Source organism: Tardiphaga robiniae (genome assembly GCF_001618955.1).
GTDB lineage: Bacteria > Pseudomonadota > Alphaproteobacteria > Rhizobiales > Xanthobacteraceae > Tardiphaga > Tardiphaga robiniae_A.
On record NZ_LVYV01000001.1, the window covers coordinates 270,237 to 297,232 of the forward strand.

The window sequence follows — 26,996 nt, forward strand, 5'->3', positions numbered from 1 at the left end:
ATAAGGTCTGTTCACTCGGCAGCTTGCGCGATGTTGCCGATCTTCGGGTCGAGCGCGCCGCTGCGATAGCGCTTCGCCATTTCGGCCAGCGGAATCACCTTGATCTTCGCGGCGTGACCCGCGGTGCCGAATTGTTCGAAGCGTTCGCGGCAGAGGTCGCGCATCGCGTCCATCGCCGGTTTCAGGAATTTTCGCGGATCGAATTCGCCTCTGGTTTGCGCGGCAACCTTCCGGAAGGCGGAGGTCATTGCGAGGCGGCAGTCGGTGTCGATATTGACCTTGCGGACGCCGTGCTTGATGCCGCGCACGATTTCCTCGACCGGTACACCCCAGGTCTGCGACATCTCGCCGCCGAATTGATTGAAGATGTCCTGCAGCGGCTGCGGCACCGATGACGAACCGTGCATCACCAGATGCGTATTCGGCAGCCGGCGGTGAATTTCTTCGACGACCGTCATGGCGAGAATATCGCCGTCCGGCTTGCGCGAGAACTTATAGGCGCCGTGCGAAGTTCCCATCGCGATCGCCAGCGCGTCAACCTTGGTGGCACGGACGAAATCGACCGCTTGATCCGGATCGGTGAGCAACTGGTCGTGGCTGACCTTGCCCTCGACACCGTGGCCGTCCTCCTGCTCGCCGCCGCCATGCTCCAATGAACCGAGTACGCCGAGTTCGCCTTCGACAGAGGCGCCGATCCAGTGCGCGATATCGACCACGCGACGCGTGATGTCGACATTGTAATCGTAGTCAGCAGCAGTCTTGGCGTCGGCCTTCAGCGAGCCGTCCATCATGACCGAGGTAAAGCCGTGCTGTAGCGCGGTGGCGCAGGTGGACTCTTCGTTGCCGTGGTCCTGGTGCAGGCACAGCGGAATCTGCGGATGCATCTCTTCCAGCGCATCGATCATCCTCGCCAGCATGAAGTCGTTGGCGTAGGAGCGCGCGCCGCGCGAGGCCTGGATGATGACCGGCGCATCGACCTCGGCGGCGGCCTCCATGATCGCCAGACCCTGCTCCATGTTGTTGATGTTGAAGGCCGGCACGCCGTAGCCATGTTCGGCGGCGTGATCGAGCAGTTGCCTCAGTGTAATGCGTGCCATAGGTCCTCCATTTCGTTGTCTTGTCCCGAACAACTCATTCGGCGGCAGCGATGCGCGAGCGGGCAATGCAGCGCATCGCCGCCGTTGCGACCGCCGCGGCGGTGATACCGAATTCGCGATACAGATCATCCGCAGGCGCCGAGGCCCCGAATCCGGCCATGCCGACGAACTCACCGCCATCGCCAAGCCAGCGCGCCCAATCGCCTTCGATCGCCGCCTCGACACCGACGCGCGGAGCGCTGCCGAGAATTGCGGCCCGATAGTCGCCGGGCTGTTGCCGGAACAAATCGAAACACGGCGCCGATACCACCGCGGCGCGAATGCCGTCATCGGCAAGCAGCTTTGCCGCAACAATCGCAATCGACACTTCGGAGCCGGTCGCGATCAGGGTGACGTCGCGGCCACCTTCCGGCTCGATGACGACATAGGCACCGCGCGCGACCCGGTTGGTGGAATCGATGCCATCGCGGAACACAGGCAGCGCCTGACGCGACAGGCAAAGCACCGACGGCGCATGGGGCGTCCGCAACGCGCAATCCCAGGCCTCGGCGGTCTCGACGGCGTCGCCGGGACGGAACACCAGCAGATTTGGAATCGCGCGCAGGGAAGCCAGGTGCTCGACCGGCTGATGGGTCGGGCCGTCCTCGCCAAGCCCGATCGAGTCATGCGTCATCACGTGAATGACGCGGATGCCCATCAACGCGGCCAGCCGGATCGCGGGGCGGCTGTAATCGGCAAAGCACAGGAAGGTGCCGCCGTAGGGAATTAGGCCGCCATGCAAAGCGACGCCGTTCATCGCCGCCGCCATGGCGTGCTCGCGCACGCCATAATGGACGTAGCTGCCGTCGAAGGCATCGTGCTGGACCGGCGTCTGCATCCTGGCGCGCGTGAGGTTCGAATGGGTGAGGTCAGCCGATCCGCCGAGCAGATTCGGCAAGACACTGGCAATGACATCGATGACGAGTTGCGAGGCCTGCCGGGTGGCGATCTTCGGCCGCTCCGCCAAGAAATGGGCGCGAATCTTGGCCAACGCATTGTCGTATCCGCCGGAAAGCTGGCCCTTCAGCGCGGCTTGAAAGTAGTCCCGCACAGCGCCGTCAAGACGCGCAACGCGCCCCGCCCATTCCGCATGCGCCGCCTGTCCGCGCGCGCCGACCGCGCGCCATTGTCGCGCCACCGCATCGGGAACGTGGAACGGTGCGTGCGGCCAGTGCAGCGCGTCGCGCGTCTTCGCGATCTCGTCCGCGCCGAGCGGCGCGCCATGCGCCTTCTCGCTGCCTTGCCGATTCGGCGCGCCGAAGCCGATCACCGTGCGGCACGCGATCAGCGACGGGCGGTCGTTGTCACGCGCCTGTGCAATGGCCGCCGCCACAGCCTCGGGATCATGGCCGTTGACGCGGCTGGCCGACCATCCCGATGCAGTGAATCGCGCAAGCTGATCGTCCGAACACGACAGCGAGGTCGCGCCATCGATCGAGATCTGGTTGTCGTCGAACAGCACGATCAGACGATTGAGCCGCAGATGTCCTGCCAGCGAGATCGCCTCGTGGCTGAGGCCCTCCATCAAGCAGCCGTCGCCGGCGATCACGTAAGTGTAGTGATCGACGAGACCGTCGCCGAAGCGGGCATTCATCAGGCGTTCGGCCAAGGCCATGCCGACCGCCGTGGCGATACCCTGGCCGAGCGGGCCGGTGGTCGTCTCGACGCCCGCGGTGTGGCCGTATTCGGGATGCCCGGGTGTCTTCGAGCCCCATTGCCGGAACGACTGCAACTGATCGAGCGTCATCTCCGCCGATCCAGTCAAATGCAGCAGCGCGTAGAGCAGCATCGAGCCGTGGCCGGCGGACAAGATGAAGCGGTCGCGGTCTGGCCAGGACGGATCGACGGCATCGAATTTGAGAAAGCGTGAGAACAGCACTGTCGCCACATCGGCCATACCCATCGGCATGCCGGGATGGCCCGACTTCGCCTTTTCCACCGCATCGATCGCGAGAAAGCGAATCGCATTCGCCATATCCGCGTGCGGAACGGTCGCTTGATCCATCTGGGGAGCGGGACTCTGAATATTCATACCGTGCGCCTTTTGCGTTCCATCAATTGCAGGATCAGCGGGGTGAGGATGAGCTGCATCGCCAGATCCAGCTTCGAGCCGTGGATCACGATCGAGTTGGCGCGCGACATGAAGCTGTTGGGGATCATCGACAGCAGATAGGGGAAATCGATGCCGCGCGGATTCTTCAACCGGATCACCACCATCGATTCATCCGGCGTCGGGATCCACCGCGCGATGAAAGGATTCGAGGTATCGACCGTCGGCACGCGCTGGAAGTTGATGTCGGTCTCGGCAAATTGCGGGCAGATGTAGTTCACATAGTCCGGCATCCGCCGCAGGATGGTGTCGGTGACGGCTTCCTGCGTGTAACCGCGATCCTTGCGGTCGCGATGCAACTTCTGGATCCACTCCAGATTGATGACGGGAACGACGCCGACCTTGAGGTCAGCATGCTGGGCGATATTGACCCTGTCGGTCACCACAGCGCCATGCAGGCCTTCGTAAAATAGCAGGTCGGACTTTTCCGGCAGCGGGCCCCATTCGGTAAAGGTCCCCGGTGCCGCCCCGTATAATTTGGCTTCGTCCTCGTCGTGCACGTAATGACGGGCGGTGCCGGTGCCGGATTCGCCGTAGTCGCGGAAGACTTTCTCCAGCTCCTCGAACAGGTTGGTTTCCGGGCTGAAGTGGCTGAAGTGCTTGTTGCCCTTCTCGCCTTCCTCCAGCATCTTCGTGCGCATCTCGACGCGGTTGTAGCGATGAAACGCATCGCCCTCGATATAGGCGGCGGCGACCTTCTCGCGACGGAAAATGTTCTCGAACGTCCTTTTCACCGAGGTGGTGCCGGCGCCCGACGAACCGGTGATCGATATGATGGGATAGCTGCGCGACATTTTGCTCTATCTCCGGCTCAGCGAAACAGGCCGCGCCGCGCAAATAGCGGCGCGTCGCTATTGTCGAACATCGGCTCGATTCCTTCGTGAATGGCGGCGACGTCGCGAACGCCGCGCATCGAGCCCATGATCAGCGGCACGCGCTGGTGCGGCGTTCGCGCCGAGAGTTCGAGGATGCGGCGACGGCCGGTGGTTGCGGAGCCTCCGGCCCACTCCATGACCAGCGCCATCGGGTGTGCTTCGTATAAAAGGCGCAGGCGCCCTTCGCGATATCCGGGGCGCGCGTCGGCCGGATAAAGGAACACGCCGCCGCGGACGAGAATGCGAAGTGACTCGGCGACCAATGAGCCGATCCAGCGCATGTTGAAATCGGCACCGCCGTTGCCGCCAATGCCGGCCAGGCATTCGTCGATATAGGCTCGCACTGGACCGTGCCAGTGCCGCCGGTTCGACGCGTTGATGGCGAATTCCGGCGTATTGGGCGCAATCCTGACGCCTTGTGCGACAAGCAGGAATTCACGCGCGCGGCGGTCGAGAATGAAGATGTCGACACGCCCGTTATGCGCCAGCACCAGCGTGGTCTGGGGACCGTAGACCACGAAGCCTGCGGCGCATTGGGCCGTGCCGGGCTCGAAGAAGGTGGAAACCACATCGTTGCCGCGCGGACGGATCGAGAAGATAGTTCCGACCGAAATGTTGTTCTCAAGGTTGGCGGAGCCATCCAGCGGATCGATCGCGACGCAGAGCGGCGCGGCGACGTCGAGGATTTCTGGCAATTCAGCCTCTTCAGACAGAATGGCGGCGACGGGGGTCACGAGCAGCGCGCGGCGCATCATCCTGTCCGCGACAAGATCGATGTCCTTCTGCGCATCGCCGTCGGAATTCACGCCGCTGAGACGACCGGTGATGCCGGCCAGCGGGCCGTCGGCAATGAGGTCGGCAAGGTCGATGGATGCGGCGGCGATTCCCTCGATCACGGCGGCGATCGCAAGCCGGTTCGGCGTCTTCGCCCCCGCGCGATCGAGATGCGAACGCAATGTCACGCGTTCATCCATAGCCGTTCCCTCATCGCTGCCCTCTGCGGGGCCATTTTCAAAGCGTCGTGCCGTTCGGCCGTCCGCGCACCAACAACATCCCAGTTTGCGCAATTAGTAAAATATTCTTATCTTTGACCGGGACAAAGTTTTCCTTATAAAGGCAACGACGATGATGAAGCGGTTTCTGCAGGAATTGATCCGTCGCCAGTTGCGCGCCGGCACCGTTCACCGCGATCGCTCGGTCACGGCTGCGGCCAAAAAAATGCATCTGAGACAGCCCGCGGTCACGCTGCAGATTCGCAATCTGCAGACACTGGCGGGCCGCTGATTCAGCGCAGCAGCGACGGCATGCTCCTGACCGACGCCAGGCGCGAGGTGCTGGTACGCTCTCCGAGCGTAGCGCGATCGCGGACTGCGAAACCTCGCTGAAAATGATGATGGGCAAGACCGCCGGTACGGCGCCTCATCACCGATTGTGTTGAAAAAGTCCCCGTTGAAGCGGAGCGCTATCGCTGCAATGCAGCTCTTGGCCGCGGAGCAGCGATAGACTGACATTGGTGAGTCCGCTTCGGGACGACGTTAGAACGAAAGGTATCAGAGAAATTTTCAGCGCACTGCCCAACCTATAGGCTTGCCGGATTGAACGCTTCTTGGTGAATTACCCTCAGAGTAGAAGCGGTCAGAACCAGTGCGGTTCGGGACATTGCTCGGCAAGGATCGTTGTTTTCGTTCTGGCGCCGGCAAGATGCAATTTTACTGTTCATTTTACAGTCCGTCAGATCTGCAGCGATCCCGCTCAACGGGAGGAGCAGCGATAATCACGCGCAAACGGCATCATCATGCCGTTTAAGTTATTGCGCCTCGCTCCTGCAGTTTCGCACCTTAGCCAATGATGGAGTGTGACATGACAACAAAAAGCAACGCTGGGTACGCCCTCGACGAACTGAACCAGGAAACCAACTTTGGCGGCGTTGGTGGTCTCAAGCACCGGGACATCCCGCGTATTGACCTTGCCAGTTTCAAAGTTCGAAAGCAGGAGATTGCCGACCAGCTCTGGACTGCGTCGACGGAGATCGGCTTTTTCCAGCTGATCAATCACGGCATTCCGCAAGAGCAGGTCGACGAGGCCTTCGATATGACCGCGAAGTTTTTTGCGTTCGCCTCTGACGTAAAGGCAAAGTACCCGCTCGGCAAAGGCACCAATGCCGGCTGGGAGTACAAGAGCCAAGTTCGCCCATCCACGGGAACTGCGGACAATAAAGAATCCTACCAAATCACTCTGCCTCGGATGGCTCAGCTGTGGCCGACGGGTGACGAAATCCCCGGATTCAAGGCTGCGATGCTGGCCTTTGAACGCGCCAATTGGGCAGTCGGCATGAAGGTGTTGTCGTGCTTCGCACTCAAACTCGGCTTCAAGCCGGACTTCTTCACCGAAGCGCACGATCCGCAATCCGCGGAATATCAGAGCACTCTACGACTGCTGCATTACTTGCCGATGACGAACGCCAAACCTGAGGACTATACCGGCTGGCGGGCCGGAGCCCATACTGATTTTGATTGCCTGACGCTCCTGCACCAACGGCCTGGCCAGGGCGGCCTACAGCTGTGCCCGGGTAAGGAATCCGCCGAATTGGAATGGACCGATGTTGAACCGGCATTGGGCGTCATCACTTGCAACATTGGCGATATGTTACGCCGCTGGAGCGACGACCGGCTCCTCTCGACTTTGCACCGCGTGCGGATGCCCAAGGCCGACGAATATCTAGGCCCGCGCTATTCTCTCCCGTTCTTTTGCCAGGCGAACAAGGATGCGATGATTCAGGGCCCTGGCAAGATCTACGACCAGATCTCCGCGCACGATTACCTGCAGCAGCGGATCGCAGCGAACTTCGCACAGTAGACTAAGGCACAGATCGAAATGGATCGATGCAACGCGCACTTCACCGCATCGATCCTCTCCTGCTGGCATGTAACATGGACATTCATATCACCGCATCGCGATGAAACGGGCTGCATGTCTATCAGTGCGGTGGCCAGCCGATCGGATGGGCTAGCTGCAGGAACTTCATCGCCGACAGAATGAGCGGTTCTTCGAAACGTGGGCCAACGACTTGAATGCCGGTCGGCAGGCCTTCGCTCGTGAGTCCTGCTGGCGCCGAGCCAGCTGGGAGGCTCATGAGGGTGACGAGGAATGATCCTGCAATCCAGTCGGTATAGTTGTCGAGCGTTCTGCCGTTGACCTCGGTCGGAAAGTTCATGTTCACCGGAAACTGTTTGACCGGCGATTGAGGCGTCATCAGGAGATCAAAATTTTCGAAGAACCTGGCAAAGGCGAGGAACAACTCCATGCGCTTCTGCTCGGGCGCGGCAAAATCCAGCGGCGAAATCTTCAGACCGGCCTTCGTTGTCCTTCAGGTTCATGCCGAACTCCTCGAGTTGATCAAGATTTTCATATTGCTGACCAACCATCCAAAGCCCACGCCACGCCTGATACGGAGCCTTGCCATCCGATATATCAAAATGGATTTCCTCGACGGTCGCACCGACATCTCGCAGCGACATTGTGGCAGCGCGGCAGATCACATCGATCTCGTTATCTACGCCGATCCCGGAAATATCCGAGACATAAGCGATGCGGAGCCCTTTCAAGTCCTGAACGGTGTCGACGATCGTGAACGCGCTCGACCATGGCGGCGCCACCGAAATCGGAGAGCGTCGGCTGAAGCCGATCATTGCATCCAGCATCAGGGCAGCATCTTCCGCCGTGCGCGCCAAAGGGCCATGCACCTGGCCAGGATCCCAAGCCAATGGCATCGGGTAGTTCGGGGTCAGCCCCGGTGTTGGACGAATACCCACGATACCATTGAACGATGCCGGCATCCGGATCGAACATCCAAAGTCGGTGCCCTGCGCCAGCGATGCCATCCCGGTGGCAACAGCGACTGCCGAACCCCCGGATGAGCCGGATGGGCTCAGCGCTGAATTCCATGGATTGCGCGTGACCCCAAATACGTCATTGAAGGTGTTGGCCCCAGCAGCGAATTCAGGCGTGTTGGTCTTGCCTAGAATGATGGCGCCGGCGGCTTTCAGCCTCCGCACGACTTCAGCATCCTCCGTAGGGACATGATCTTTGAACCGCGGCGAACCATAAGTGGTGCGAATGCCGGCCGTCGGCGTGATGTCCTTGATCACCACGGGCAGCCCGTGCAGCGCGCCAAGGCGATCGCCACGCATCGCCGCTGCCTCAGCATTTTTCGCCGCAGCCCGTGCGCTGGCATCGGCCAAAGTGACGATGGCATTGAGCTTCGGGTTGACGCGCGCGATGACATCCAGATGCGCATCCAGCACCTCGACGGGACTGACCGACCTGCTCGCAATCAGCGAAGCGAGTTCGACGGCGGATTTACGCGTGAAGTCGTCAGTCATGCGGTTTCTCATTCGTCACCGCGGGTCAGCGACCAAAGGCAATGACAACGGTTAAGCTGGTTATTTTCCCGACCAGTGCACGAAGCGGCGTTCGATGGTCAGGAAAAGCAGATTGAGCCCATAACCCAGAGCGCCGGCAGCGAAGATGGCGGCGTACATGTCCGGCATTTCGAACATCTGCTGCGCCTCAAACACACGCTGGCCAAGGCCATCGACCGAGCCGATGAACATCTCGGCAACGACGACGATGACCAGCGCCAGCGACACGCCGTTGCGCAAGCCCACGAATGTGGCCGGCATCGATTCCAGCAACATAACGTCCCATAACACCCGCAAGCGCGAGGCACCCATCACCTTCGCGGCCAGGATACGGGTCTTACGCGCATTCATAACGCCATAGGCGACGTTGAACAGGATGACCAACGCTGCGCCGAATGCGGCGACGAAGATTTTCGTGCGATCGCCCACGCCGAATAGGACCAAGAACAGCGGAAACATGGCCGATGCTGGCGTGGAGCGAAAGAAGTCGATCAGAAATTCAACCGAACGATAAAGCCGCTCAGAAGACCCGAGCAGAATGCCGAGCGGAATGGCGACGATCGCAGCAATGATCGTCGAGTAGATCGTGCGCTCGACCGTTTTGACAAAATCGACACCAAGCTTGCCGTGAAACATGCCGGTCCACAGCGCCTTGAATGTCGCAGCCGGCGACGGTAGCAGGACGGGATCGACGATCCGCAGCCACGTCACGACCGACCAGACGGCCAGCAGCACAACGACGCCGACGAGTGGCAGCAGGACTTCCAGGCGCTTCCAGTTCATCGGTTCGTCAGCCCTTCCGCACTTCGCGCTGGAAGATCTCGAGGCAATGCGCCTTGGTGCTGATGAAATCCCCCTCGGTCATGGTCTTGTCGGTACGCGGACGCGGCGCATCGTAATGTACGAATTCGACCGGCCGTGCCGGATGCCGCGACAGCAACAGGATGCGGTCGGACAAATAGACTGCCTCCTCCAGATCGTGGGAGACCAGGACGGTCGTGGTATGGGTCTCAACGAACACGCGCTGCAACTGCTCACGCATGAACAACGTCATCTCGTAATCCAGCGCCGAGAACGGCTCGTCGAGGAACAGGATCTCAGGGTCGACCACCAGAGCGCGCATGATCGAGACCATCTGCTGCTGGCCTCCGGACATCTGATAGGGATACAGGTTGAGGTCGATCTTGACGTTCAGACTGGCAACGATCTTCTCAACCTTGAGATTGCGCTCCTTCTTCGGCACGCCCATCACCTTCAAGGGATAGGCGATATTGTCGAAGGCGCTCAGCCAGGGAAACACGGCCTCGCGGTAGTTCTGGAATACGTAACCGAACTTGATCTTGTTGAGCGGTTGGCCATCGAACAAAATCTCGCCTTTGTCGGCGGGAAACAACCCGGCGATCATGTTGATCAGCGTGCTCTTGCCGCAACCGTTCGGGCCGAACACCGACATCAGCTTGCCGCGCGGAATGTCGAAATCGAAATTGTCGTAGATCGTGGCGTCCGCGAACCGCTTGCTGAGGCCGCGGATCGTCACGTGCGGCGCGGTCCGCGTCGCCGCGGCCCGCGCGTTGGCGGACAGCTCCATACTTGCAGCGGGGTGCATCACGATCACGCCAGCTTCAATATTTGTAGATATATTTGGTGACGTCGAGCTTCTCCGGCACGACACCGATCGAGGTGCCGAAGTCCGACAGTTTCTGCAGATCGGCGATCTGCGTCGGCGTCATGTCCTTGGCCATGGTGTAACCGAGCATCGAGACCATATCGACGACGTTATCCGGCGTGAACGTGTTCTTGGCGAGATATTTACGCGCGTCATCCGGGCTCTTGTTGATGTAGTCCACGGCCTTGCTCCAGGCCATAGCGAAGCGCTTCGCCACGTCCGGCCGCTTCTGGATGAAGTCGCTGGTGATGGCACAGCCCGCTGCATAGGCGTCGGCTTTTGGATTCCCGAGAATGTATTTCGAGATCACACCGGCCTCCAGCGTCCGCGCGACGCCAGCCTTGATCATCATCGACGCATTCGGTTCCAGCGTGTAGCCGCCATCGAACGTGCCCGCGGTCATTGCATTGACATGCTGGCTCATGTCGAGCTGATCGATGGTATAGTCACCGTCCTTCAGCCCATTCTTGGCAAGAATGCCCTTGGCGGTGTTGAGATTGGCCGGCCCCGGCGCCGACATCAACTTCATGCCCTTGAGGTCGGCAATCCTATCTGCCTTCACGCCGTTGCGAACGACGAATTGCTCCATCTTGAATTCAGGGGTCTGGCTGTTCAGGGCGATATACATCGCAACGCCGGGCTTCTTGATATTGGCGTTGAGACCCTCGAGCGTGACGAGCACTGCGGAGACCTCGATCTGGCCGGTAATCATCGCTGCAACATTGGCCGGACCGCCCATTAGCTTGGTCATTTCCGGTTCGATATTCTGCTCCTTGAAGAACCCCTTCTCCAGCGCAACAAAATACGGCAGCGACGAGCTCAGCGGGAACACACCTACTGCAACCTTGTCCTGCGCCGACGCGCGTCCAGTACAAAAACCGGTCAGGGTTGCTGCGACGGCCAAGGCAAATGTCAAACGAACCAGCGACTTCATACGTGCAACTCCTGTTACCAGCATGGCGAGCCCTCTCGCCTTGAACGTTCACGCCCGATGAGGCGGCTGCCTCATTTCAGAGCAAGACTCGTGCCGCATGAAAGGATTCGGCGGCTGCTTTTGTCGCCGCTACATCCGGGACCGAAATTCTCCGCGCAGCATCTTTTCGTAACCCTCCCCGCGATCGATCATAGGCAGATCGCCTGGCCGCGCCTTGGCCACCGCCGCACGCTTTGCCGCAGTCGCGGCTTCGTCGATCACCGGTTCGTCCGCCGTGCTGGCCGCCGTGAAAAACACACCGTAGTCCCACTGCGCCGCGGCGATCGAGACCCGCCCTTCGATAACGTCGCGCAGCACCAGCGGCAGTTCCCGCGTTAACGGGTCGCCCCAGCCGCCGCCGCCTGTGGTGACCACCTGCACGACCTGGCCCTTCTTCACCTCGGCGCCATCGACCAGGCCCCCGAGCTTGCGGGCTTCGCCTTCGGCATCCACCGTGACGCAGAACGGCTCGCCTGCCTTGCCACCCTTCAGCCCGTAGCAGCCCAGGCGGACGCGATCTGCAGTGACGATGGTGCGGCAATCCACCAGCGCACGATAGTGTTTCTCATAACCCTGCCCGCCGCGCCGCAAGCCGGCTCCACCGGAATCGGTCGACAGCGCCAGTTTCTCCACCAATACCGGAAACCGGGTCTCGGTGAATTCGGCTGGTTGGTTACGGGAGTCCGGCACGATATGGATCGCATCGTTGCCGTCGGCATAATAACGGCCCCCGGACCCGCCACCGAGCACCTCGCGCGATAGGAATGGCTTGCCGTCCGCATCGTTGCCGTAGAAGCCGGTATAGCGGATGGTCTCCTGATCCGCCGGCATCCGCCCGTCCACCGCCTTTGCCACCACGCCGGCCAGCAGCCCGAGGCTACGTAGCAGCACGAATGAGCGCGCATTGGTCGCCGCCGGCCATTCCGGCGTGATCAGCGTGCCCTTTGGCGGAAAGACGATCTCGAATACGTCGCACACGCCTTCATTGACGTGAATTTCGGCGGCGCGCTCCGGCGTGTCGGCGAGATTCCGCAGGATCGGCGCGATCCATTTGATCAGGAAGGCACCGTCGGCGTAGTCGGTCGGCCAGTTGATCGGACCGGTAGATTGCGGATCGGTGCCATTGAAGTCCAGCACAATCTTGCCGGCCTTCTTGGTCATCTTGATCGCGATCTTGTGCAGCTTGGGATCAGTCAGACCATCGTGTTCGACATAGTCCTCCCACGCGTATTCGCCATCCGCGATCTTGCTCAACAACTCGTTGCGGTAGATGTCGCGGCACTTGTCCAGGATGGCCTGAAAACAGGCCTCGACCTGGTCCTTGCCAAAACGCTCGAACAATCCCTGCATGCGGCGCGCGCCCATCAGGCAGGCCTGCACCTCGCTGTCGAGATCCGCGGACAGCATTTCCGGCACGCGGGTGTTGCGCTTGATGATGGTGAAGACGGCATCGTTCTTGACGCCCTCGCTGTAGATCTTCACCGGCGGAATCGCCATGCCTTCCTCGAACACCGTGGCAGCCGTGCCGGGCATCGAGCCAGGCACCTTGCCGCCGACGTCGTCGTGATGGCCGAATGCCTGGATATAGGCGACCACGATTCCTTCGTGGAACACCGGCACCGTACTGCAGAGATCTGGCAGATGGCCGATCGAGCCCTCGGTCAGATAGGTGTCGTTCATCAGGAACACGTCGCCGGGCTTCATGGTTTCCGGCGGGAAGTCGCGAACGACTGCATTCGGCATCGCCGAATAGGAACGCCCCGTCAGCTTGCGGCAATAGCGGTCGAACAGGCCGACGCGATAGTCATGCGCCTCGCGGATCATCGGCGAGCGTGCGGTGCGCTCGATGGCATACTCGATTTCCGCCTCGATGGAATTCAGCGTGCCCTCGACGATCTGTAACACGATAGGGTCGACATGGGCGACGTCACGCGCGGGCGCAGTGGGCCAGGGATGCTTGCTATGCTGGTTCATCTCATCGCCTCCTTCGACGACACCGGACGGATCAAGAGAATGCCGTGCTGATCGACCTCGACATACTGTTTGGGAAAAACCATCGTTGTGGAGCCAAACTCCTCGACGACAGCTGGACCGACAATCTGTGCGCCGGGCGGCAGCGTCGCACGATCATAGAGCGGCGTATCGACGAAGCCGGATTCGAAATACACCGGACGCGTGCCTTTCGCTGCAAACTTGCCGTCGCCTGCGGCGAGCTTCGGCATTTGCGGCCGATCGATCACGCCGAAACCGGAGACGCAGAGATTGACGAGTTCGATCTTCTGCTGGCCGGCATAATCGTAGCCGAACGTCTTCCTATGCGCAGCGTGGAATGCGCCGGTGAGACCCGCAAGGAACGCCGCGTCCGTGGGTCCTGCAGGCGCGGTGACCCGCACCTCCATCGACTGCCCGGCGTAGCGAAGGTCTGCCTCGCGCACCAGCCGGATCTGCGAGACAGCAATGCCATCGCGCTCCAGATTGGCAACGGCTTCTTTTTCCAGCACCGCATAACGCTGCGCGATGTCGGCGAGGTCGATGGCGTCCTCATGCATCACCTTGGTGACCATATGATCCGTGCGCCAGTCCACTGCGAGCAGGCCGAAGGCGGAGAGGTTGCCGGGATTCGGCGGCACGATACAGGCCTTCATGCCGAGAAGGTCCATCACCGCCGGCGACTGCACCGGGCCTGCACCGCCGAACGACAGCAGTGCGAAGGTGCGCGGATCGATGCCGCGCTGGATGGTCATCTGGCGGATAGCGTTGGCCTGCGCCCAGTTAGCGATCTCGATGATACCCAAAGCGAGTTGTTCCGCGGTCATGTTACCCGGCAGCCTCGAAGCCAGCGCGGCGATGCCGGCGCGGGCGCGCGCGACACCGAGCACGATGCCGCCGCCGATCAGCGCCGGGGGCAGCCGCCCCAGTACCAGATTGGCATCGGTGATCGCGGGCTCATTGCCGCCGTTCGGATAACACATCGGCCCCGGCACTGCGCCGGCGCTGCGCGGACCGACCTTGAGATGCCCCTCGCGACTGATCCAGGCAATCGAACCACCACCGATGCCGATGGTGGAGATATCGATCATCGGGATGCGAACCGGAAACTGCCCAACCGAGCCGCCGTTGGTGAGTTGCGGCTTGGCGTTTTCGATCAGGCAAAAGTCGGTCGAGGTGCCACCCGCATCCAGCGTCACCAGATCGGGGAAGCCGGCGATGTCGGCAATGACCGCGCTACCGAGAGCGCCTGCCGCGGGGCCGGAAAGCGCTGTCGTGATCGGCTTGCGCAGGATCTGTTCAGAACTGGCGACGCCGCCGCTCGACTGCATAACCAGGAACGGCACGCTCTGCAGCGGACCCAACTCGTCATGCACGCGCTTCAGATAACGGTCGAGATAGGGTTTTACGAACGCATCGACGAGGGTTGTGACCGCGCGCTCGTATTCGCGATACTCCGGCAACACAACGCAGGACAGCGACAACGTCGCTTCGGGATATTCCTCGGCGACGATCTCGGCGACGCGACGCTCGTGACTGTCGTTAGCGTAGGAGTGCATCAGGCAAATGCCGATCGCCTGGACCTTGTGCTTGCGATAAAAGCGTGCGGCCTCCCGCACCATGGTTTCGTCGAGGGGACGCAACTCATTGCCTTTGAAGTCAAAGCGACCGCCAACCTCACGAACAAATTGCAGCGGCACCAGCCGCTCCGGCTTCACCCAGAAATAGGAATTGCCGTAACCATCAGGCACAGACTGTCGCGCAATTTCGAGCAAATGGCGGAAGCCCGAGGTGACGATCAGCCCCAGCGATTCGATGCCGCCCTGCAGCAGTGCGTTGGTGGCGACAGTCGTCCCGTGAGCCAGCCCGGCAACGTCAGCCGGCCCGGCACCCGCCCGCGCGAGAATGTCGTTGACGCCGCGCACCAGACCGATAGCCGGATTGGATGGCGTGCTCGAGACCTTGGTGACCGCCATCGCACCGGTAGCAGCGTCCACCGACACGATGTCGGTAAAGGTCCCTCCGGTATCGATTCCGATGCGAAAACGAGGAGCGGCGGTTTGAGACATACTGACAACTTCCGATGTGAAGATGCGCCAGCATGGGTCCGCGGCCGCTGCAGAGTCAAAATCCGATTTTCGATGGCGCCATCGGAAAAACAGATAGCAGGGACGATTAGCCCTTCAGCATCTCAAGCATCTTCTGAAGCGCGGTTTCCTTGCGTCGTGACATCGGCTGGCGCCTACGAAACAGGCTGAATGCAACATTTCGCGCCGGCGCGATCGGCATCGCCTTCAACAGACCGAGTGCGACTTCATTGGTGACGCAGGCGCGCGGCACGATGGCGATGCCCCCGCCGGACTGCACGATGATCTTGATGGTCTCGATGTTATCGACGACGGCGATCACGTTCGGACGCATGCCGAGGTCCGTGAACAGCGACATCACCACCTGACCGTAGCCGACGGTGAGTTCGCTCATGATCAACGGCTCGGCCAGAAGGCGACCGATATCGACCGGCTGCTTGCCACGCCCGAGCGGATGCTTGGCCGGAACGATCAGCGCCATTTCGGCATCGACCAGCCGGTCGACGACCAGCCCGGACGGCAACCGGTCCGGATCCGACTCAATGGCCAGGCCAGCGTCGATCCGCTCCTCATGCAGCTCTGTGAAAATATTACGGGTCGGTGCGGTGATGATCTCCAGCCGCACGCCCGGAAGTTCGCCTTTGAGGTCAGCGAAAAGACGCGGCATGAAGATCTGCGCCATGCCCGAGCCCATCGCGATCGTCAGCGTGTCCAGCACCGCTCCGCGCAATCGCCGCGCCGTATCGGACAGGCTCAAGAGATCGCCGACCACGCGTTCGGATTCATAGAGAAAGGTGCGCCCGCGATCAGTCGCCTCGATGCCACGCGAGGTCCGCGTGAACAGATCAAAACCCACTTCCTCCTCAAGCAGCCTGACTTGTTCGCTGACGGCGGACTGCGAGATGTTTAGCCGCTTCGCGGCTCGGGTAAAGCTGCGTTCCTTCGAGACCGAAAGAGCATAGCGTAACTGCCGGAAATCCAACGATATGCCCCTTGCCTATGCCGCGACGCGTGCGGAATGACGCGTCGTATCCGCCGCAACGATATAGCACACCTCACTGACGGGATCGTCACTCCCACAACGCGCTGGGGGCGGGCGGGTAAGCTTTCTTGCTGTGAACCATGTTCAGATCGACGAACATCTCGGCCGTGCGCAGGCCGACCGCAACACCGTTGATGACGGGTATCCCGATCTCGTCCTCGATCGCATGGGGATCGACCATGAAGGGTACGAACACAGCGCAGAATGGCAGGACGACGTTGACATCGACCCTTGCCATCGCTTCACGACACAGACGCAGCGTCAGCTCGCGCATCTCGCCGCGGCGCTGCCAGGCTTCCGCCAGCGGCATGTCCCACGGCATCATCGCGGAAACCTGTTCGGCCATCCCCCAGCGCGGCAGCAACTTGCGCACATAGGACGACACCGAAGCCTGCGTAATCAGCGTTGCAACGCTGTCACCGACCAGTGCCGACGCCTATCTCGTTTCAAAGCTACACAGCCCTCGTCAGCGCACCATCGATGATGAGATTGGTACCCGAGATGCGGCTCGCGATCGGGCTAGCCACGAACACAACCCCGGCCGCCACCTCCTCCGCGGTTCCCATTCGGCCAGTCGGATTCAAGCTCATGGCCGTTTTGTAAAGCTCGGGCGAGCCGTGCTCGATGCCCTGCCATATGCCGCCCTCGAAATAGGTGTTGCCGGGCGACACCGCGTTGACGCGGATGCCTTTGCCGGCGAGCTGATTGCTCAATCCCTTGGCATAGTGAATCAGTGCCGCCTTGAAGGCGCCGTAGGAGCCGGCGGCGAAATCGACCTCGAACCCGGAGACGCTGGAGACGATGACAATCGATGGCGTCTTCGATTTTTCCAGGTAAGGAAGCGCGGCCGCCACCGCATTGACCGTGTGCATCATGTCGGTGCGGAACGACTTTTCCCAGGTTTCCGCGGTGTCGCCGACCGCCAGCGCGCTGACATTGCAGACAAGGATGTCGACGCCATCGAGTTCGGCCGCCGCACCGTCAACCCATCGCTTCAGGGCGACGGGATCGGCGACATCGGTCGACTTGCCCCAGGCCTTGACGCTCTTGGCCTGCAAGGCCGTAACGACGTTGTCGATCTGCTCCTGTTGTCGCGCGCAGATGGCGACGTTGGCGCCCTCGGCAGCGAACATATCCGCAATCGCACGACCGATTCCCTTACTTCCACCCGTCACCAGGGCGGTCTTACCCTTCAATCCCAGATCCATGGTTCACTCCTCGGTTGAGACGCCTGACTACTCCGCTTGCGTGATTGTCATCGGTTCTCTCGCGCGTATGTCATCCCGTAGCCTTCTTGATCAATGCGCGGTAGCTATGCGGCATCCGCATCGCGACCAGATCTTTCCGGCGCACAATGTTGGTCGGATAGACGCTGTCGAGATTCGTGGTGTCCACCGCCGCCGACGCCGTGCCTTCAGCGTCCACCACAATCGCCTCACGACGCGGAAATTCGAAGGTGTCGGGGCCGAATACGCCGCTAAGGCCCGGATATCCGTTGACAGGATCGAACACATTCGAGAACGCAAAGAACACGTTGTTCTCACCGGCGCGAACCCTGAAGTGATGCCAGTGATATGGATCGGCGCCAGTCGGGATCGGATAATTCTGCGATACAAGCGATCCCGGATGCGGGGAGCTGAAAGGTTCCTTCATCGCTGCCGCGCAGACAATGAGATCACACCCCCGCAGCGCGAGGATGCGGCCGGCTTCGGGAAACGACGCATCGTGACCGATCAGGAGACCGACGCGCCCGACCGACGTGTCGGCCACCACCCAGTCATCGCCGTGACGCGCCCAGGCACGCTCGGATTCCGTCAAGTGGGTCTTGCGGTAAACCGCGACAAGGCCTTCAGGCCCGATCAGGCACGCGCTGTTGTAGATCGCATCGCCGTTACGCTCGGCGATGCCGACGACAAGATACACCTTGAGCTGGACGGCCAGACGGCAGAGCTGATCGGTCACCGGCCCCGGAACAGTCTGCGCTCGCGCGCCGGGATTGTTGAGGCCGTTCAGCGCGAGCTCCGGAAACACGACGAGGTCGGCCTTGCCCTCAAGCTCCGCCTGCCGCGCAAGCGAGGTGATGCGCGCGAGATTTGCTTCGACGTCGTCACCGGGTCTCATCTGCGCGACCGCGACCCGCGACGTCCGCCCCGTCGGCCAGGGCTTGTGGCCGTACAACTTGAAAAAATCGCGGGGATTCCAGCTGAACGTATCGGACAGCAGCCCCGCATAGAGTTCGGGGCGGCGCTGAGAGAACACGGCTTCACCGCCAACACGCCGCGCGCGGGACGCGTCCAGATCCATGTCAGCTAGTGCGAAGCCGTCCCCGCCATCGATCAGGGCCGCAATTGTTCCGTCCGGCGCGATCACGCAACTGCCGCCGCTGAACTGGACGGTGCGTTCAAGTCCCCACCGATTGCTTTCGATCAGATAGCAACCGTTCTCGAACGCCCGGCTGATCCAATACGGAGCCGGTGTGCGCTCAGCGAGCCAGTTCGAGATATGGCAGATCACGTCGGCGCCCTGCAAGGCGACGAGACGCGCGGTCTCCACAAAGTGGATGTCCATGCAGATCAGCAGCGCGATGCACCCGATCGGCGTGTCTAATACCTGATGGCCGAGATCGCCTGCCGCCGACCATTTCGGCTCCGCAATATAGGGATGCGTCTTGCGATGCTGGCCAATCACACCTTCGGGTCCGATCAGCACCGCAGAGTTGAAATAGATGCTGTCGCTATCGACCTCCGGCATGCCGACAACAATGTAGCAGTCATGTTTCCGCGCGAGCGCTGCGAAGCGATCCGTGGTCGGCCCCGGGATCGTCTCGACGAAAGGCGCGACCTCAGCCCGGTCGAACCAGCAATAACCCGTGGTGCCCATCTCCGGCGTAACGATGAGCCGGGCGCCCGCTGTCGCCGCCGCTTCGCAGAGTTCGAGCAGCCGCGCGATATTGCGCTCCTTCTCGAACATGGTCGGTTCGAACTGAACCGTGGCAACCTTGTGCACGCGCGACATGATCGGCTTACCCTTTTAGACCAAAAACGATTTCTTGATCGAAGCGCCGAGCGTATATTTCGGATCCACCATGTTGCCGAGCCGGACGCGGCCGGTCTGGGTCAGCAGCATGTAGGCATCGATCTCCTCAAAGCCGTAATCGGCCGTCATCCAACGGCAAAGCTCGCGATAGGCGATGCGCGCAGCATCTTCCATCGGCCGCGCCGAGCCGATCGTCATGATGAAGTCCCTGGTCTCCAACCGCGGCCACGCAATGCTCCAGCCCTTGATCAAGTCGATCTGGACCGTGGTCACGGTCGGATGCTCGATCGCGACGCCGCAGAGTTCGCCGTCGCCCTGCGCCGCGTGGCAGTCGCCGAGATAGAGCAACGCGCCCTTGGTATTGACCGGCAGATAGATCACCGCACCGACACCGACGTCGGGCAGGTCCATGTTGCCGCCGTAATAGTCCGGCACCAGCGACGAAATCGCCTCGATCTCCGGCGAAGTGCCGATGGTGCCGATGAACGGCTCATAGGGCAGCGTGATCTTGTCGTTCCATTTGGTGCCGTTCTCGAGAGTGATCTCGAGCTTCTTGACGCGCTCGGGCAAAGCCGGATTGAGCAACGCGGTCTGGCCGGTGCCGACCAGCCCGCCGAATTCCGGCATGACGACAGTGGTGCCGCGCGGTTGCGGCCCACGCGGCACGATGCTTTCGATATAGACCGCGAGCGTATCGCCCTTCTCGGCTCCGTTGATCCAGATCGGCCCGTTCTGCGGGTTGAGAAAGGGAAAGTTGAGAATCTTCGAGGGGATGTCGGTCTCGTGCTTGATGGCGCCCTCGAACGCATCATGGGTTTCGGCGGAGACCACAGCGCCGGGATCGACCGTCAGCACAGGCCCTACGTAAGGGCCATAGACATAGTGGTACTTGCCCTGATCCTGTTCGGTGATCATGTGATGGGTGCCGGGTTTTCCCTTGGCGACGCCCTTGCTCGCCATGATCGAATTTTCCTGCCAGGCCATCGATTCTCTCCTTCGTCTCTGTGTTGTTATGGGCGTGGGTTGGTTTCAGACCGCGAGATGACGGCGCATTTCTGCCTGATCGTCGAGCGCGGCCCGATCGAGGCTTGCGACGATGCGCCCCTTGTCCATCACGTAGCAGCGCTGCGCCATGGCGCGGATCATGTCGAGATTCTGCTCGACCAGGATGATAGTGACGCCGGTGCTGCGGTTGAGTTCGACCATGTTGCGGGCAATGTCCTGAACGATATTCGGCTGAATGCCTTCGGATGGCTCATCGAGCAAAATGAGGTGGGGATCGGCAATCAGCACACGCCCGATGGCGAGTTGCTGCTGCTGGCCGCCAGACATGGTGCCGGCACGCTGGCTCCAGCGCTCCGCGAGGATCGGAAAGGCTTCCACGATCCGCCGCCGTCCCTCCTCGGGGATATCGCCCTTGATCGCAGCGCCGACAGCGATGTTTTCGGCCACCGTCAGGCGCGGAAACACGTCGCGCCCCTGTGGCACATAACCCATGCCAAGCCGCGCCCGTTTGTGCGGCGGCAACAGTTCGACGGCCTCGCCGCGATAGACAATCGAACCGCTCATCGCCGGCACGAGGCCAATCAGGCTTTTCATCAGCGTCGATTTGCCGACGCCGTTGCGGCCAATCACAGCGACGATCTCGCTCTCCCGTACCTCGATTTCGAGGCCCTGCAACACCGGCTTGCCGCCGTAACCGGCGCGCAAGGCCTGCGTCGAGAGAATGACTTCCTTACGCATGGGCCTGCCCCAGATAGATAGCGGCGACGCGTTCGTCGGCGACGATCTCATCGATCGAGCCTTGCGCGAAGACCTGTCCAAGATGCAGCACCGTGACGCGCTGCGCGACCTGGCGCACGAAGGCCATGTCGTGCTCGATCGCCAACACCGTCATGCCGTCCGCATTCAATCGCTGCACCATCTCGCCAGTCTGATGCGTTTCTTCCGGCGACATGCCCGCAGTCGGCTCGTCGAGCAGCAACAGTTGCGGCTTCAGGCTGATCGCCATGCCGATTTCGAGCCACTGCTTCTGGCCGTGGCTCAGATTCCCGGCGGTCTGCATCTGCTCGGCTTCAAGGTTGAGGAACGTCAGCAACCGATCGATCTCGCGCGCGAGCTCAACGCTGCGATGCGTCCGCTGCAGGGCGATTTCGAGGTTCTGTCGGACAGACAATCCCTTGAATACGCCAGGCACCTGGAATTTGACCGACAGCCCGCGGTGAATGCGCGCGAACGGTTTCAGCGCAGTGATGTTCTCGCCGGCGAACAGAATATCGCCGCTGCCGGGATGGTGTTCGCCTAGGATCAACCTGAACAGCGTACTCTTCCCCGCACCGTTCGGACCGATCAGGCAATGGATTTCACCGGCCTCAAGCACGAGATCGACCGAATTGGTGACATGCAAGCCGCCGAAATGTTTATTGAGTCCGCGAAGCTCGAGAAGCGCCATCAGACGTCTCCCTTGCTGCGGCGTGTGGCGAGCCGGGAAATCAGATTCATGACGCCGAGCACGAGCCCGTTCGGTGCGATCAGCACGGTCAGCACCAACAGCACGCCCATAAATACCAGCGCGTACTGGCTGCCGTAGATCGTCAGGGCCTGGAAGGCCGCGAGTACCACCAGTGTGCCAATCAAGGTCGAGGTGAGATCGCTGCGACCGCCTACTGCGACCCAGATCAGCGGCAACGCAGCTGCGGTCATGCCCATGCTCGACGGCGTGATGTATTGTCCCCACACCGTGTAGAGCACGCCGGAAATGCCTGCGAGCGCCGCCCCTATTACGAAGGTGATGAGCTGATACTTGCGAACGTCGTAGCCCAGCATCTCCGCGCGCTCCGGATTTTCGCGGATCGCGACGATGACATTGCCGAATGCAGAATTCATCAGGATGCGCAGGCCGAGATAGACCAGCAACAGCAATCCAAGCACCGCGTAATAGAGCCCGATATCGGCAAACAGCACGATGTCGCCACCGGGCCATGGGATCGTCAGCGGCGGCATCGCGCTCATGCCGTTGAAGCCATTGAGGCGCGCCACGCCGATACGCCATTCGGGGCCTGCGGTCTGAGCCATGAAACGCTCCAGCATCAGCGTCACCGCCAGTGTGACGATGCCGAGGAAAACACCGGCGATGCGACCGAAGAACATGAAATAGCCGAGCAGTAGGGCAAACAGTGCGGCAATCGCAATCGCCAGCACCAGTGCGACTAGCGTGAACCCATAAGCCGAGCCAAAATTGAGCGTGAGGATGCCGTAGCTATAACCGGCAATACCAAAGAACGCGGTCTGCCCGAACGAGAGCGAGCCGCCGTAGCCCCAGATCAGGCACAGACTGAGCGCGATGAACACCCAGACGAAGAAATACACTGTATTGCCGACGGTATAGCCGTCGCTGAACAGCGGATAGGCGCAGGCCATCGCGAATACGATGGCGAACACGATCCAGAACGCCGGGCCACGACCCACGGTCTGCGGGCCTTCGAGAAGGCGGAGGAAACCAGGCAAACCGTTCACAGCTGCGGATCCTTCAGGTTCGTTCGCGCAGCAAGAATCCGGAAATGCCCTTCGGCAGGACTCGGACGACGATGATCACGGCGACCAACAGGCCGATCTGACCGAACAATTGTCCCTGCCACGATGTCATCACCGACTTCACCACCGCGAGCACGGCGCCGGCCGGCGCGGTGCCGAGGAACACGTCGGCGCCGCCAATCACCACGGTGACGAAGGCTTCCATGATGAAGGTGGCGCCCATGGTTGGCACCAGCGTCATGGTGGGGGCGTACAGGCCACCCGCAAGACCAGCGAGCCCGGCGCCGCAAGCAAAGGTGAGGCTGTAGATTAGGCGGGTATCGACACCGAGAGCCGCCGCCATGTGCGGCACCTGGATGGTGGCGCGGGCAAGCACACCGAAGCGGGTCCAGTTGAACAGCATATAAAGGCCGCCGAGCACACCGAGCGCGGAGGCGAACAGCACGAGGCGATAGATGGAATAAGAATACTCGCCGACCTGGAAGCTGCCGAACGGCGTTCCCACACCGGCCATGGACGAGCCCACCAAGATCAGCGTGCCTTGGGTCGCAATGAGGCTTAGGCCCCAGGTTGCCACGATGGTGTCGAGCGGCCGGTCGTAGAGATGGCGGATCACCACGAGCTCGACCAGCGCGCCGACCAATGCGGCAACGATGGCTCCGGCCATGATCGCCAGCGGCAGCGGCAGACCGACATGGGCAGTGGAAGCCGTCACATAGGCGCCGCACATGATGAACTCGCCATGGGCGAGATTGATCACGCCCATCATGCCGAAGATCACCGCGAGCCCGCATGCCGACAGCACGAGAAAAGCGAAAGCATCGCCGAATTGATAGAGCGCTGAAAATATATGCGTTGCGATGTCCATGAACCAACCGGGATGAAGAAAATTCGAAATGCGAGGGAGACTTCAGCTCTTCGAGAACGCTGTCCCGGCAGGCAGACGTACCTGCCGGGGCGGCGCCGCCGCCGAAGTCAGGGTTTCGGCGGCGGGTTCGAGGGCGTGTACTGCGCCATCGGATCCTTCTTGGTCAGATCGCAACCGGCATCGCCCAGCCAGTACGGCTTGATGCCCTCCCACACTTTCGGAAACGAGATCGAATGATCGGCTCCAACCTTGGCGAGATAAATCGTATGCGACATGTGCTGGCTCTTCGGGTCGATACAGACCTTGCCTTCCGGCGCGTCCATGCAAACGTCGCCAACCGCGATCACCTTGCGGATATCTTCTCGCTTGGTCGACTTCGCTCGTTCGACCATCTGCTTGTAGAGATAAACTGCGAGATAGGAGTTCTCCGCTTCCTGGTTCACATAGGGTTCGCTCGGGAACTTGGCCTTGAACTTGGCATAGAATGCCTTGCTGGCCGGCGTGTCGATCTCCTCGATGTAGTTGGTGGTGACATACATGTCCTTCAGGCTCGGCGGCTTGAAACGCTTGTGCTCGTAGCCCTGCCCGACATTGACCGACGAGGCCATCGGCAGACTGACGTTGGCGGATGCCGCCTGCTCGTAATAGGAGGCCTGCGCGGTACCAACCAGGAGTGTCACCACAAAATCCGGTTTTGCTTTCTGGATATTCTGGATGCTCTGCGAGAACTGGGACACACCGAGCGGGATGAACTCCTCGCCAGCCATCTTGCCGCCGTTCTCCTTGACGATGTTGCGCACCCATTCCGCCGAGATCTGGCCGAAATTGTAATCGGCGGCGAGCGTGTAGACGTTCTTGCCGTACTTCTCCATCATGTAGGGAATGAGCGTGGAGAACTGTTGTTCGGGCACCGCACCGGTGACAATCATGTGGCCGTCGCAGACGCCGCCTTCATACTGGTTATTGTAGAACGCGAAGCCGTTGAACTGATCGACGATCGGGCGATAGGCCTCACGCGAAGCGGACGAGAAGCCGGCGAATACCACGTCGACCTTGTCACGCTGCAGCACGCGCCGCATGAATTCCTGATAGCGCGTGTTATCGGACTGGGTGTCGTAGGTGATCAGCTCAAGCGGCCGGCCATCGATGCCACCGGCCTTGTTGATCTCCTCGGCCGCAAGCTGGATCGCATGCACCTTGCCGATGGTCGCCACCGCGAAATCGCCGGACTGGTCCTCCAGTACTCCGAGCTTGATCGGGGTTTGCGCAAACGCCGCACCTGTCGCGAGAACAAGCGTCCCCGTGAGGGCTACGGCGCGCAGCCCCCGCAACACATTCTTGGTCATGTCGGTGTCTCCTACATCGCTTGCTTGTTGTCGCCTCGCAGCGTGATGCTGGTCGCGCGGCCGGGAATGTCGGGCGGATTCGCCCGTCTGCTCAGAAACTCTTCGCAGTAGAGTTCCAGGTTCTGCCGCGCGCGCATGCTCTCGCGGCGGAGCTGGGAATAGGCGCGCTCTTCATCGAGACCCTCCTGCTGCATCAAGAAAATCACCGCACGGATCACCGCGCGGCGGCCACGACGGCGTCCTTCAAGATCCTGGAGGCGGGCATACATGTCGCTGCGCAACATGAACTGGTTGACGCCCATGAACAGTGACGTGTAGACGGCGCCGCCGTGAACCGGCTTACGCAGGAAGGAAGTAGCACCGAGATTGACCAGCGCCTTGAGACGGCTCGGCGCCTCGACACCGACCAGACCGATCACCGGCACCGGCGGCAGGCGCGAAGCCGGATTGACCTCGATCGCAACCGCACCTTCGAGATCGCCATCAACGAACAGAATGTCACGCTCGAGCTGTAGGCTACCGATATCAATCTGCGCGCGGCCGTCGATGATGTCGGGATACTCGGTTGTCACACCGAGTTTGGCGAGAGTGGACTCGAGCGCGCCCTCTTTTCCTCCGCGTCCGATGATGACAAGGGCGCGACCACCTTTGAAATTCTGCAGCAACCGAGATGTCATGATTGCACCACTCTGAGCATGGGAGAGCGCATTGCACTCGCAAAGCGCGGCGACGACTGAACGAGATAAGGATCGGGCGCGATCGGACTGCGCGCCTCCAGCAGCACTTCAAACTGCCCATTGAGGGTGGAACGGGCGATCCGCGGTGTCAGCCAGGCGTGATAGGTTTGTGGATCGATGCGCACCTCGCCCTGCGGCGCCAGCAGGCTCTGGCTGGCAACCGCAGCGCGCACGGCGCGTGCATCATCGGTACCCGCCTGCTCCAATGCTGCGGCCAGAAGCTTGACGGCGATGTAGGACGCTTCTGCATCGGCGGACGATACTGGTCCGTTGGGAAAGGCCTTGGCATAGGCCGTGATAAACGCCGCATTCGCCGGCGATTCCAGCGAGGAGAAGTAGACGCTGGAACTAAGATGCCCATCGATAGCCTCGTCGCCAATCTCCGCAAGCTCCGGCTCCGACAGCGTGCAACTGGCCACCGGAATTTCATTGACCTGATCGATCCCGCGCGCGCGGCAGGCGGCGCGAAAAGCGCGGAAGAAGGCATAGGCGCTGGTGCCGATCAGATTGCTGAAGACGAAATCGGGGCGCTGCTTGAGGATCGCCAATATCACCTGATCGAATTCGGTATCGCCCACAGGCAGGTATCGCTCCGCGACCACGGTACCTCCACGGGCGGTCAACGCTTCGCGGAAGATGCGGTTGTTCTCCCAAGCCCAAATGTAGTTGGAGCCGACACAGAACGCACGGGTGCCGACTCGCGAAACGAGATAGTCGACCAGTGGCAGTACGTGCTGATTGGGTGACGCCCCGGTATAAATCACATTGTCCGAACTCTCGAATCCCTCATAGTGCGACGGATACCAGAGTAACCCGTCGAACTTCTCGAAACACGGAATGACCTCCTTGCGGCTCGAAGAAGTATAACAGCCCAAAACCTGGCGGATCCCGGCGCCGAGTAATTCCAAACTCAGCGCGTGGTAACGCGTAAGATCGCCCGAAGGGTTGACCACGACCGGCTCCAGCGTCACCGCACCGCCTGCTTCGGCATTTTCCTGGAAAGCCAGCAACGCACCATTCAGCATCGAGCGTGCGACGACACTGTAAGACCCTGTCGTCGAGAACATCACACCGATACGATAGTGCTTCCGCATCATCAGCCCGATCCAAAACAAAAAAAGCGCCCGCCGGCTGTGAAGCCGAGGGCGCCCTCGCCACCAACTGGACACGCTTGAA

General features: G+C 61.0%; 25 protein-coding genes. 2 read left to right on the forward strand and 23 right to left on the reverse strand.

What is annotated here, in order from left to right; all coding sequences use genetic code 11:
- Window positions 1–11: 11 nt before the first annotated feature.
- From fba to A4A58_RS01310, 4 genes are read right to left on the reverse strand one after another with little or no spacing between them, the layout of a single operon-like run.
- The gene (gene fba, locus A4A58_RS01295) at window positions 12–1,097 is read right to left on the reverse strand and encodes a class II fructose-bisphosphate aldolase (RefSeq protein WP_068729090.1); all 1,086 of its coding nucleotides are present in this window, start codon (window positions 1,095–1,097) and stop codon (window positions 12–14) included.
- 34 nt (window positions 1,098–1,131) lie between these two features.
- Window positions 1,132–3,141, reverse strand: coding sequence for a transketolase (gene tkt, locus A4A58_RS01300; RefSeq protein ID WP_244499619.1), 2,010 nt, complete (start codon window positions 3,139–3,141; stop codon window positions 1,132–1,134).
- Between the two features lie 23 nt (window positions 3,142–3,164).
- On the reverse strand, window positions 3,165–4,040 hold the full coding sequence (locus A4A58_RS01305) for a phosphoribulokinase (protein WP_068729093.1): 876 nt from the start codon (window positions 4,038–4,040) through the stop codon (window positions 3,165–3,167).
- A gap of 17 nt (window positions 4,041–4,057) precedes the next feature.
- Window positions 4,058–5,095, reverse strand: coding sequence for a class 1 fructose-bisphosphatase (locus A4A58_RS01310; RefSeq protein ID WP_068729095.1), 1,038 nt, complete (start codon window positions 5,093–5,095; stop codon window positions 4,058–4,060).
- Between the two features lie 154 nt (window positions 5,096–5,249).
- Between A4A58_RS01310 and A4A58_RS31365 the strand changes: the two genes are divergently transcribed.
- The gene (locus A4A58_RS31365; protein ID WP_244499620.1) at window positions 5,250–5,405 is read left to right on the forward strand and encodes a LysR family transcriptional regulator; all 156 of its coding nucleotides are present in this window, start codon (window positions 5,250–5,252) and stop codon (window positions 5,403–5,405) included.
- A gap of 576 nt (window positions 5,406–5,981) precedes the next feature.
- Window positions 5,982–6,977: an isopenicillin N synthase family dioxygenase gene (locus A4A58_RS01315; protein WP_068729097.1), complete on the forward strand. Its 996-nt coding sequence runs from the start codon at window positions 5,982–5,984 to the stop codon at window positions 6,975–6,977.
- 121 nt (window positions 6,978–7,098) lie between these two features.
- On the opposite strand, the gene A4A58_RS01320 is transcribed toward A4A58_RS01315, so the two are convergent.
- From A4A58_RS01320 to A4A58_RS01410, 19 genes are all read right to left on the reverse strand, one after another.
- Entirely contained in the window at window positions 7,099–7,425 is a 327-nt protein-coding gene (locus tag A4A58_RS01320; RefSeq protein ID WP_081421652.1) for an amidase family protein, read from the reverse strand.
- On the reverse strand, window positions 7,382–8,425 hold the full coding sequence (locus tag A4A58_RS01325; protein WP_158005633.1) for an amidase: 1,044 nt from the start codon (window positions 8,423–8,425) through the stop codon (window positions 7,382–7,384). The genes A4A58_RS01320 and A4A58_RS01325 overlap by 44 nt, the downstream gene beginning before the upstream one ends.
- A 138-nt stretch (window positions 8,426–8,563) precedes the next feature.
- Window positions 8,564–9,325, reverse strand: coding sequence for an ABC transporter permease (locus tag A4A58_RS01330; RefSeq protein ID WP_068729103.1), 762 nt, complete (start codon window positions 9,323–9,325; stop codon window positions 8,564–8,566).
- Window positions 9,326–9,332: 7 nt separating this feature from the next.
- Window positions 9,333–10,148: an ABC transporter ATP-binding protein gene (locus A4A58_RS01335; protein ID WP_086936963.1), complete on the reverse strand. Its 816-nt coding sequence runs from the start codon at window positions 10,146–10,148 to the stop codon at window positions 9,333–9,335.
- Window positions 10,149–10,164: 16 nt separating this feature from the next.
- On the reverse strand, window positions 10,165–11,142 hold the full coding sequence (locus A4A58_RS01340) for an ABC transporter substrate-binding protein (RefSeq protein WP_068729108.1): 978 nt from the start codon (window positions 11,140–11,142) through the stop codon (window positions 10,165–10,167).
- A 129-nt stretch (window positions 11,143–11,271) separates the two neighbouring features.
- Window positions 11,272–13,155 carry a hydantoinase B/oxoprolinase family protein gene (locus A4A58_RS01345; protein WP_068729110.1) on the reverse strand — a complete coding sequence of 628 codons (1,884 nt, stop codon included), beginning with the start codon at window positions 13,153–13,155 and terminating at the stop codon, window positions 11,272–11,274.
- A complete protein-coding gene (locus A4A58_RS01350; RefSeq protein WP_068729112.1) occupies window positions 13,152–15,239 on the reverse strand; it encodes a hydantoinase/oxoprolinase family protein in 2,088 nt (695 codons plus the stop codon). Before A4A58_RS01350 ends, A4A58_RS01345 begins: the two co-directional genes overlap by 4 nt.
- A 106-nt stretch (window positions 15,240–15,345) precedes the next feature.
- Window positions 15,346–16,239 carry a LysR family transcriptional regulator gene (locus A4A58_RS01355; protein WP_068729114.1) on the reverse strand — a complete coding sequence of 298 codons (894 nt, stop codon included), beginning with the start codon at window positions 16,237–16,239 and terminating at the stop codon, window positions 15,346–15,348.
- A gap of 88 nt (window positions 16,240–16,327) precedes the next feature.
- Window positions 16,328–16,672 (reverse strand): hypothetical protein, encoded by a 345-nt coding sequence (locus A4A58_RS01360; protein ID WP_139069767.1) that lies wholly within the window; start codon window positions 16,670–16,672, stop codon window positions 16,328–16,330.
- A 79-nt stretch (window positions 16,673–16,751) separates the two neighbouring features.
- Window positions 16,752–17,507: an SDR family NAD(P)-dependent oxidoreductase gene (locus tag A4A58_RS01365; RefSeq protein WP_068729118.1), complete on the reverse strand. Its 756-nt coding sequence runs from the start codon at window positions 17,505–17,507 to the stop codon at window positions 16,752–16,754.
- A 70-nt stretch (window positions 17,508–17,577) separates the two neighbouring features.
- Complete coding sequence (locus A4A58_RS01370) at window positions 17,578–19,314, reverse strand: nitrilase-related carbon-nitrogen hydrolase (RefSeq protein ID WP_068729120.1); 1,737 nt, start codon at window positions 19,312–19,314, stop codon at window positions 17,578–17,580.
- A 15-nt stretch (window positions 19,315–19,329) separates the two neighbouring features.
- Window positions 19,330–20,319, reverse strand: a complete 990-nt coding sequence (locus A4A58_RS01375; protein ID WP_068729123.1) for an acetamidase/formamidase family protein — start codon at window positions 20,317–20,319, stop codon at window positions 19,330–19,332.
- Between the two features lie 45 nt (window positions 20,320–20,364).
- Entirely contained in the window at window positions 20,365–21,078 is a 714-nt protein-coding gene (locus tag A4A58_RS01380; RefSeq protein ID WP_068729125.1) for an ABC transporter ATP-binding protein, read from the reverse strand.
- Complete coding sequence (locus A4A58_RS01385) at window positions 21,071–21,787, reverse strand: ABC transporter ATP-binding protein (protein WP_068729127.1); 717 nt, start codon at window positions 21,785–21,787, stop codon at window positions 21,071–21,073. Before A4A58_RS01385 ends, A4A58_RS01380 begins: the two co-directional genes overlap by 8 nt.
- The gene (locus A4A58_RS01390; protein ID WP_068729129.1) at window positions 21,787–22,851 is read right to left on the reverse strand and encodes a branched-chain amino acid ABC transporter permease; all 1,065 of its coding nucleotides are present in this window, start codon (window positions 22,849–22,851) and stop codon (window positions 21,787–21,789) included. Before A4A58_RS01390 ends, A4A58_RS01385 begins: the two co-directional genes overlap by 1 nt.
- A gap of 13 nt (window positions 22,852–22,864) precedes the next feature.
- Window positions 22,865–23,737, reverse strand: coding sequence for an ABC transporter permease subunit (locus A4A58_RS01395; protein ID WP_068729131.1), 873 nt, complete (start codon window positions 23,735–23,737; stop codon window positions 22,865–22,867).
- Window positions 23,738–23,844: 107 nt separating this feature from the next.
- Window positions 23,845–25,083 carry an urea ABC transporter substrate-binding protein gene (locus tag A4A58_RS01400; RefSeq protein WP_068729133.1) on the reverse strand — a complete coding sequence of 413 codons (1,239 nt, stop codon included), beginning with the start codon at window positions 25,081–25,083 and terminating at the stop codon, window positions 23,845–23,847.
- 11 nt (window positions 25,084–25,094) lie between these two features.
- Window positions 25,095–25,760 carry an ANTAR domain-containing response regulator gene (locus tag A4A58_RS01405; protein ID WP_068729134.1) on the reverse strand — a complete coding sequence of 222 codons (666 nt, stop codon included), beginning with the start codon at window positions 25,758–25,760 and terminating at the stop codon, window positions 25,095–25,097.
- A complete protein-coding gene (locus tag A4A58_RS01410; protein WP_068730366.1) occupies window positions 25,757–26,917 on the reverse strand; it encodes a transporter substrate-binding domain-containing protein in 1,161 nt (386 codons plus the stop codon). The genes A4A58_RS01405 and A4A58_RS01410 overlap by 4 nt, the downstream gene beginning before the upstream one ends.
- Window positions 26,918–26,996: the final 79 nt, after the last annotated feature.

What these genes read in the sequence shown, in the direction of transcription:
- A4A58_RS01330 (WP_068729103.1), bottom strand. Translation starts at nt 9,325, where the DNA reads ATGAACTGGAAGCGCCTGGAAGTCCTGCTGCCACTCGTCGGCGTCGTT.
- A4A58_RS01365 (WP_068729118.1), bottom strand. Translation starts at nt 17,507, where the DNA reads ATGGATCTGGGATTGAAGGGTAAGACCGCCCTGGTGACGGGTGGAAGT.
- A4A58_RS01350 (WP_068729112.1), bottom strand. Translation starts at nt 15,239, where the DNA reads ATGTCTCAAACCGCCGCTCCTCGTTTTCGCATCGGAATCGATACCGGA.
- A4A58_RS01375 (WP_068729123.1), bottom strand. Translation starts at nt 20,319, where the DNA reads ATGGCCTGGCAGGAAAATTCGATCATGGCGAGCAAGGGCGTCGCCAAG.
- A4A58_RS01380 (WP_068729125.1), bottom strand. Translation starts at nt 21,078, where the DNA reads ATGCGTAAGGAAGTCATTCTCTCGACGCAGGCCTTGCGCGCCGGTTAC.
- A4A58_RS01405 (WP_068729134.1), bottom strand. Translation starts at nt 25,760, where the DNA reads ATGACATCTCGGTTGCTGCAGAATTTCAAAGGTGGTCGCGCCCTTGTC.
- A4A58_RS01310 (WP_068729095.1), bottom strand. Translation starts at nt 5,095, where the DNA reads ATGGATGAACGCGTGACATTGCGTTCGCATCTCGATCGCGCGGGGGCG.
- A4A58_RS01320 (WP_081421652.1), bottom strand. Translation starts at nt 7,425, where the DNA reads ATGGAGTTGTTCCTCGCCTTTGCCAGGTTCTTCGAAAATTTTGATCTC.
- A4A58_RS01410 (WP_068730366.1), bottom strand. Translation starts at nt 26,917, where the DNA reads ATGATGCGGAAGCACTATCGTATCGGTGTGATGTTCTCGACGACAGGG.
- A4A58_RS01385 (WP_068729127.1), bottom strand. Translation starts at nt 21,787, where the DNA reads ATGGCGCTTCTCGAGCTTCGCGGACTCAATAAACATTTCGGCGGCTTG.
- fba (WP_068729090.1), bottom strand. Translation starts at nt 1,097, where the DNA reads ATGGCACGCATTACACTGAGGCAACTGCTCGATCACGCCGCCGAACAT.
- A4A58_RS01335 (WP_086936963.1), bottom strand. Translation starts at nt 10,148, where the DNA reads ATGCACCCCGCTGCAAGTATGGAGCTGTCCGCCAACGCGCGGGCCGCG.
- A4A58_RS31365 (WP_244499620.1), top strand. Translation starts at nt 5,250, where the DNA reads ATGAAGCGGTTTCTGCAGGAATTGATCCGTCGCCAGTTGCGCGCCGGC.
- A4A58_RS01315 (WP_068729097.1), top strand. Translation starts at nt 5,982, where the DNA reads ATGACAACAAAAAGCAACGCTGGGTACGCCCTCGACGAACTGAACCAG.
- A4A58_RS01345 (WP_068729110.1), bottom strand. Translation starts at nt 13,155, where the DNA reads ATGAACCAGCATAGCAAGCATCCCTGGCCCACTGCGCCCGCGCGTGAC.
- A4A58_RS01395 (WP_068729131.1), bottom strand. Translation starts at nt 23,737, where the DNA reads ATGGACATCGCAACGCATATATTTTCAGCGCTCTATCAATTCGGCGAT.
- A4A58_RS01400 (WP_068729133.1), bottom strand. Translation starts at nt 25,083, where the DNA reads ATGACCAAGAATGTGTTGCGGGGGCTGCGCGCCGTAGCCCTCACGGGG.
- A4A58_RS01370 (WP_068729120.1), bottom strand. Translation starts at nt 19,314, where the DNA reads ATGTCGCGCGTGCACAAGGTTGCCACGGTTCAGTTCGAACCGACCATG.
- A4A58_RS01340 (WP_068729108.1), bottom strand. Translation starts at nt 11,142, where the DNA reads ATGAAGTCGCTGGTTCGTTTGACATTTGCCTTGGCCGTCGCAGCAACC.
- tkt (WP_244499619.1), bottom strand. Translation starts at nt 3,141, where the DNA reads ATGGATCAAGCGACCGTTCCGCACGCGGATATGGCGAATGCGATTCGC.
- A4A58_RS01305 (WP_068729093.1), bottom strand. Translation starts at nt 4,040, where the DNA reads ATGTCGCGCAGCTATCCCATCATATCGATCACCGGTTCGTCGGGCGCC.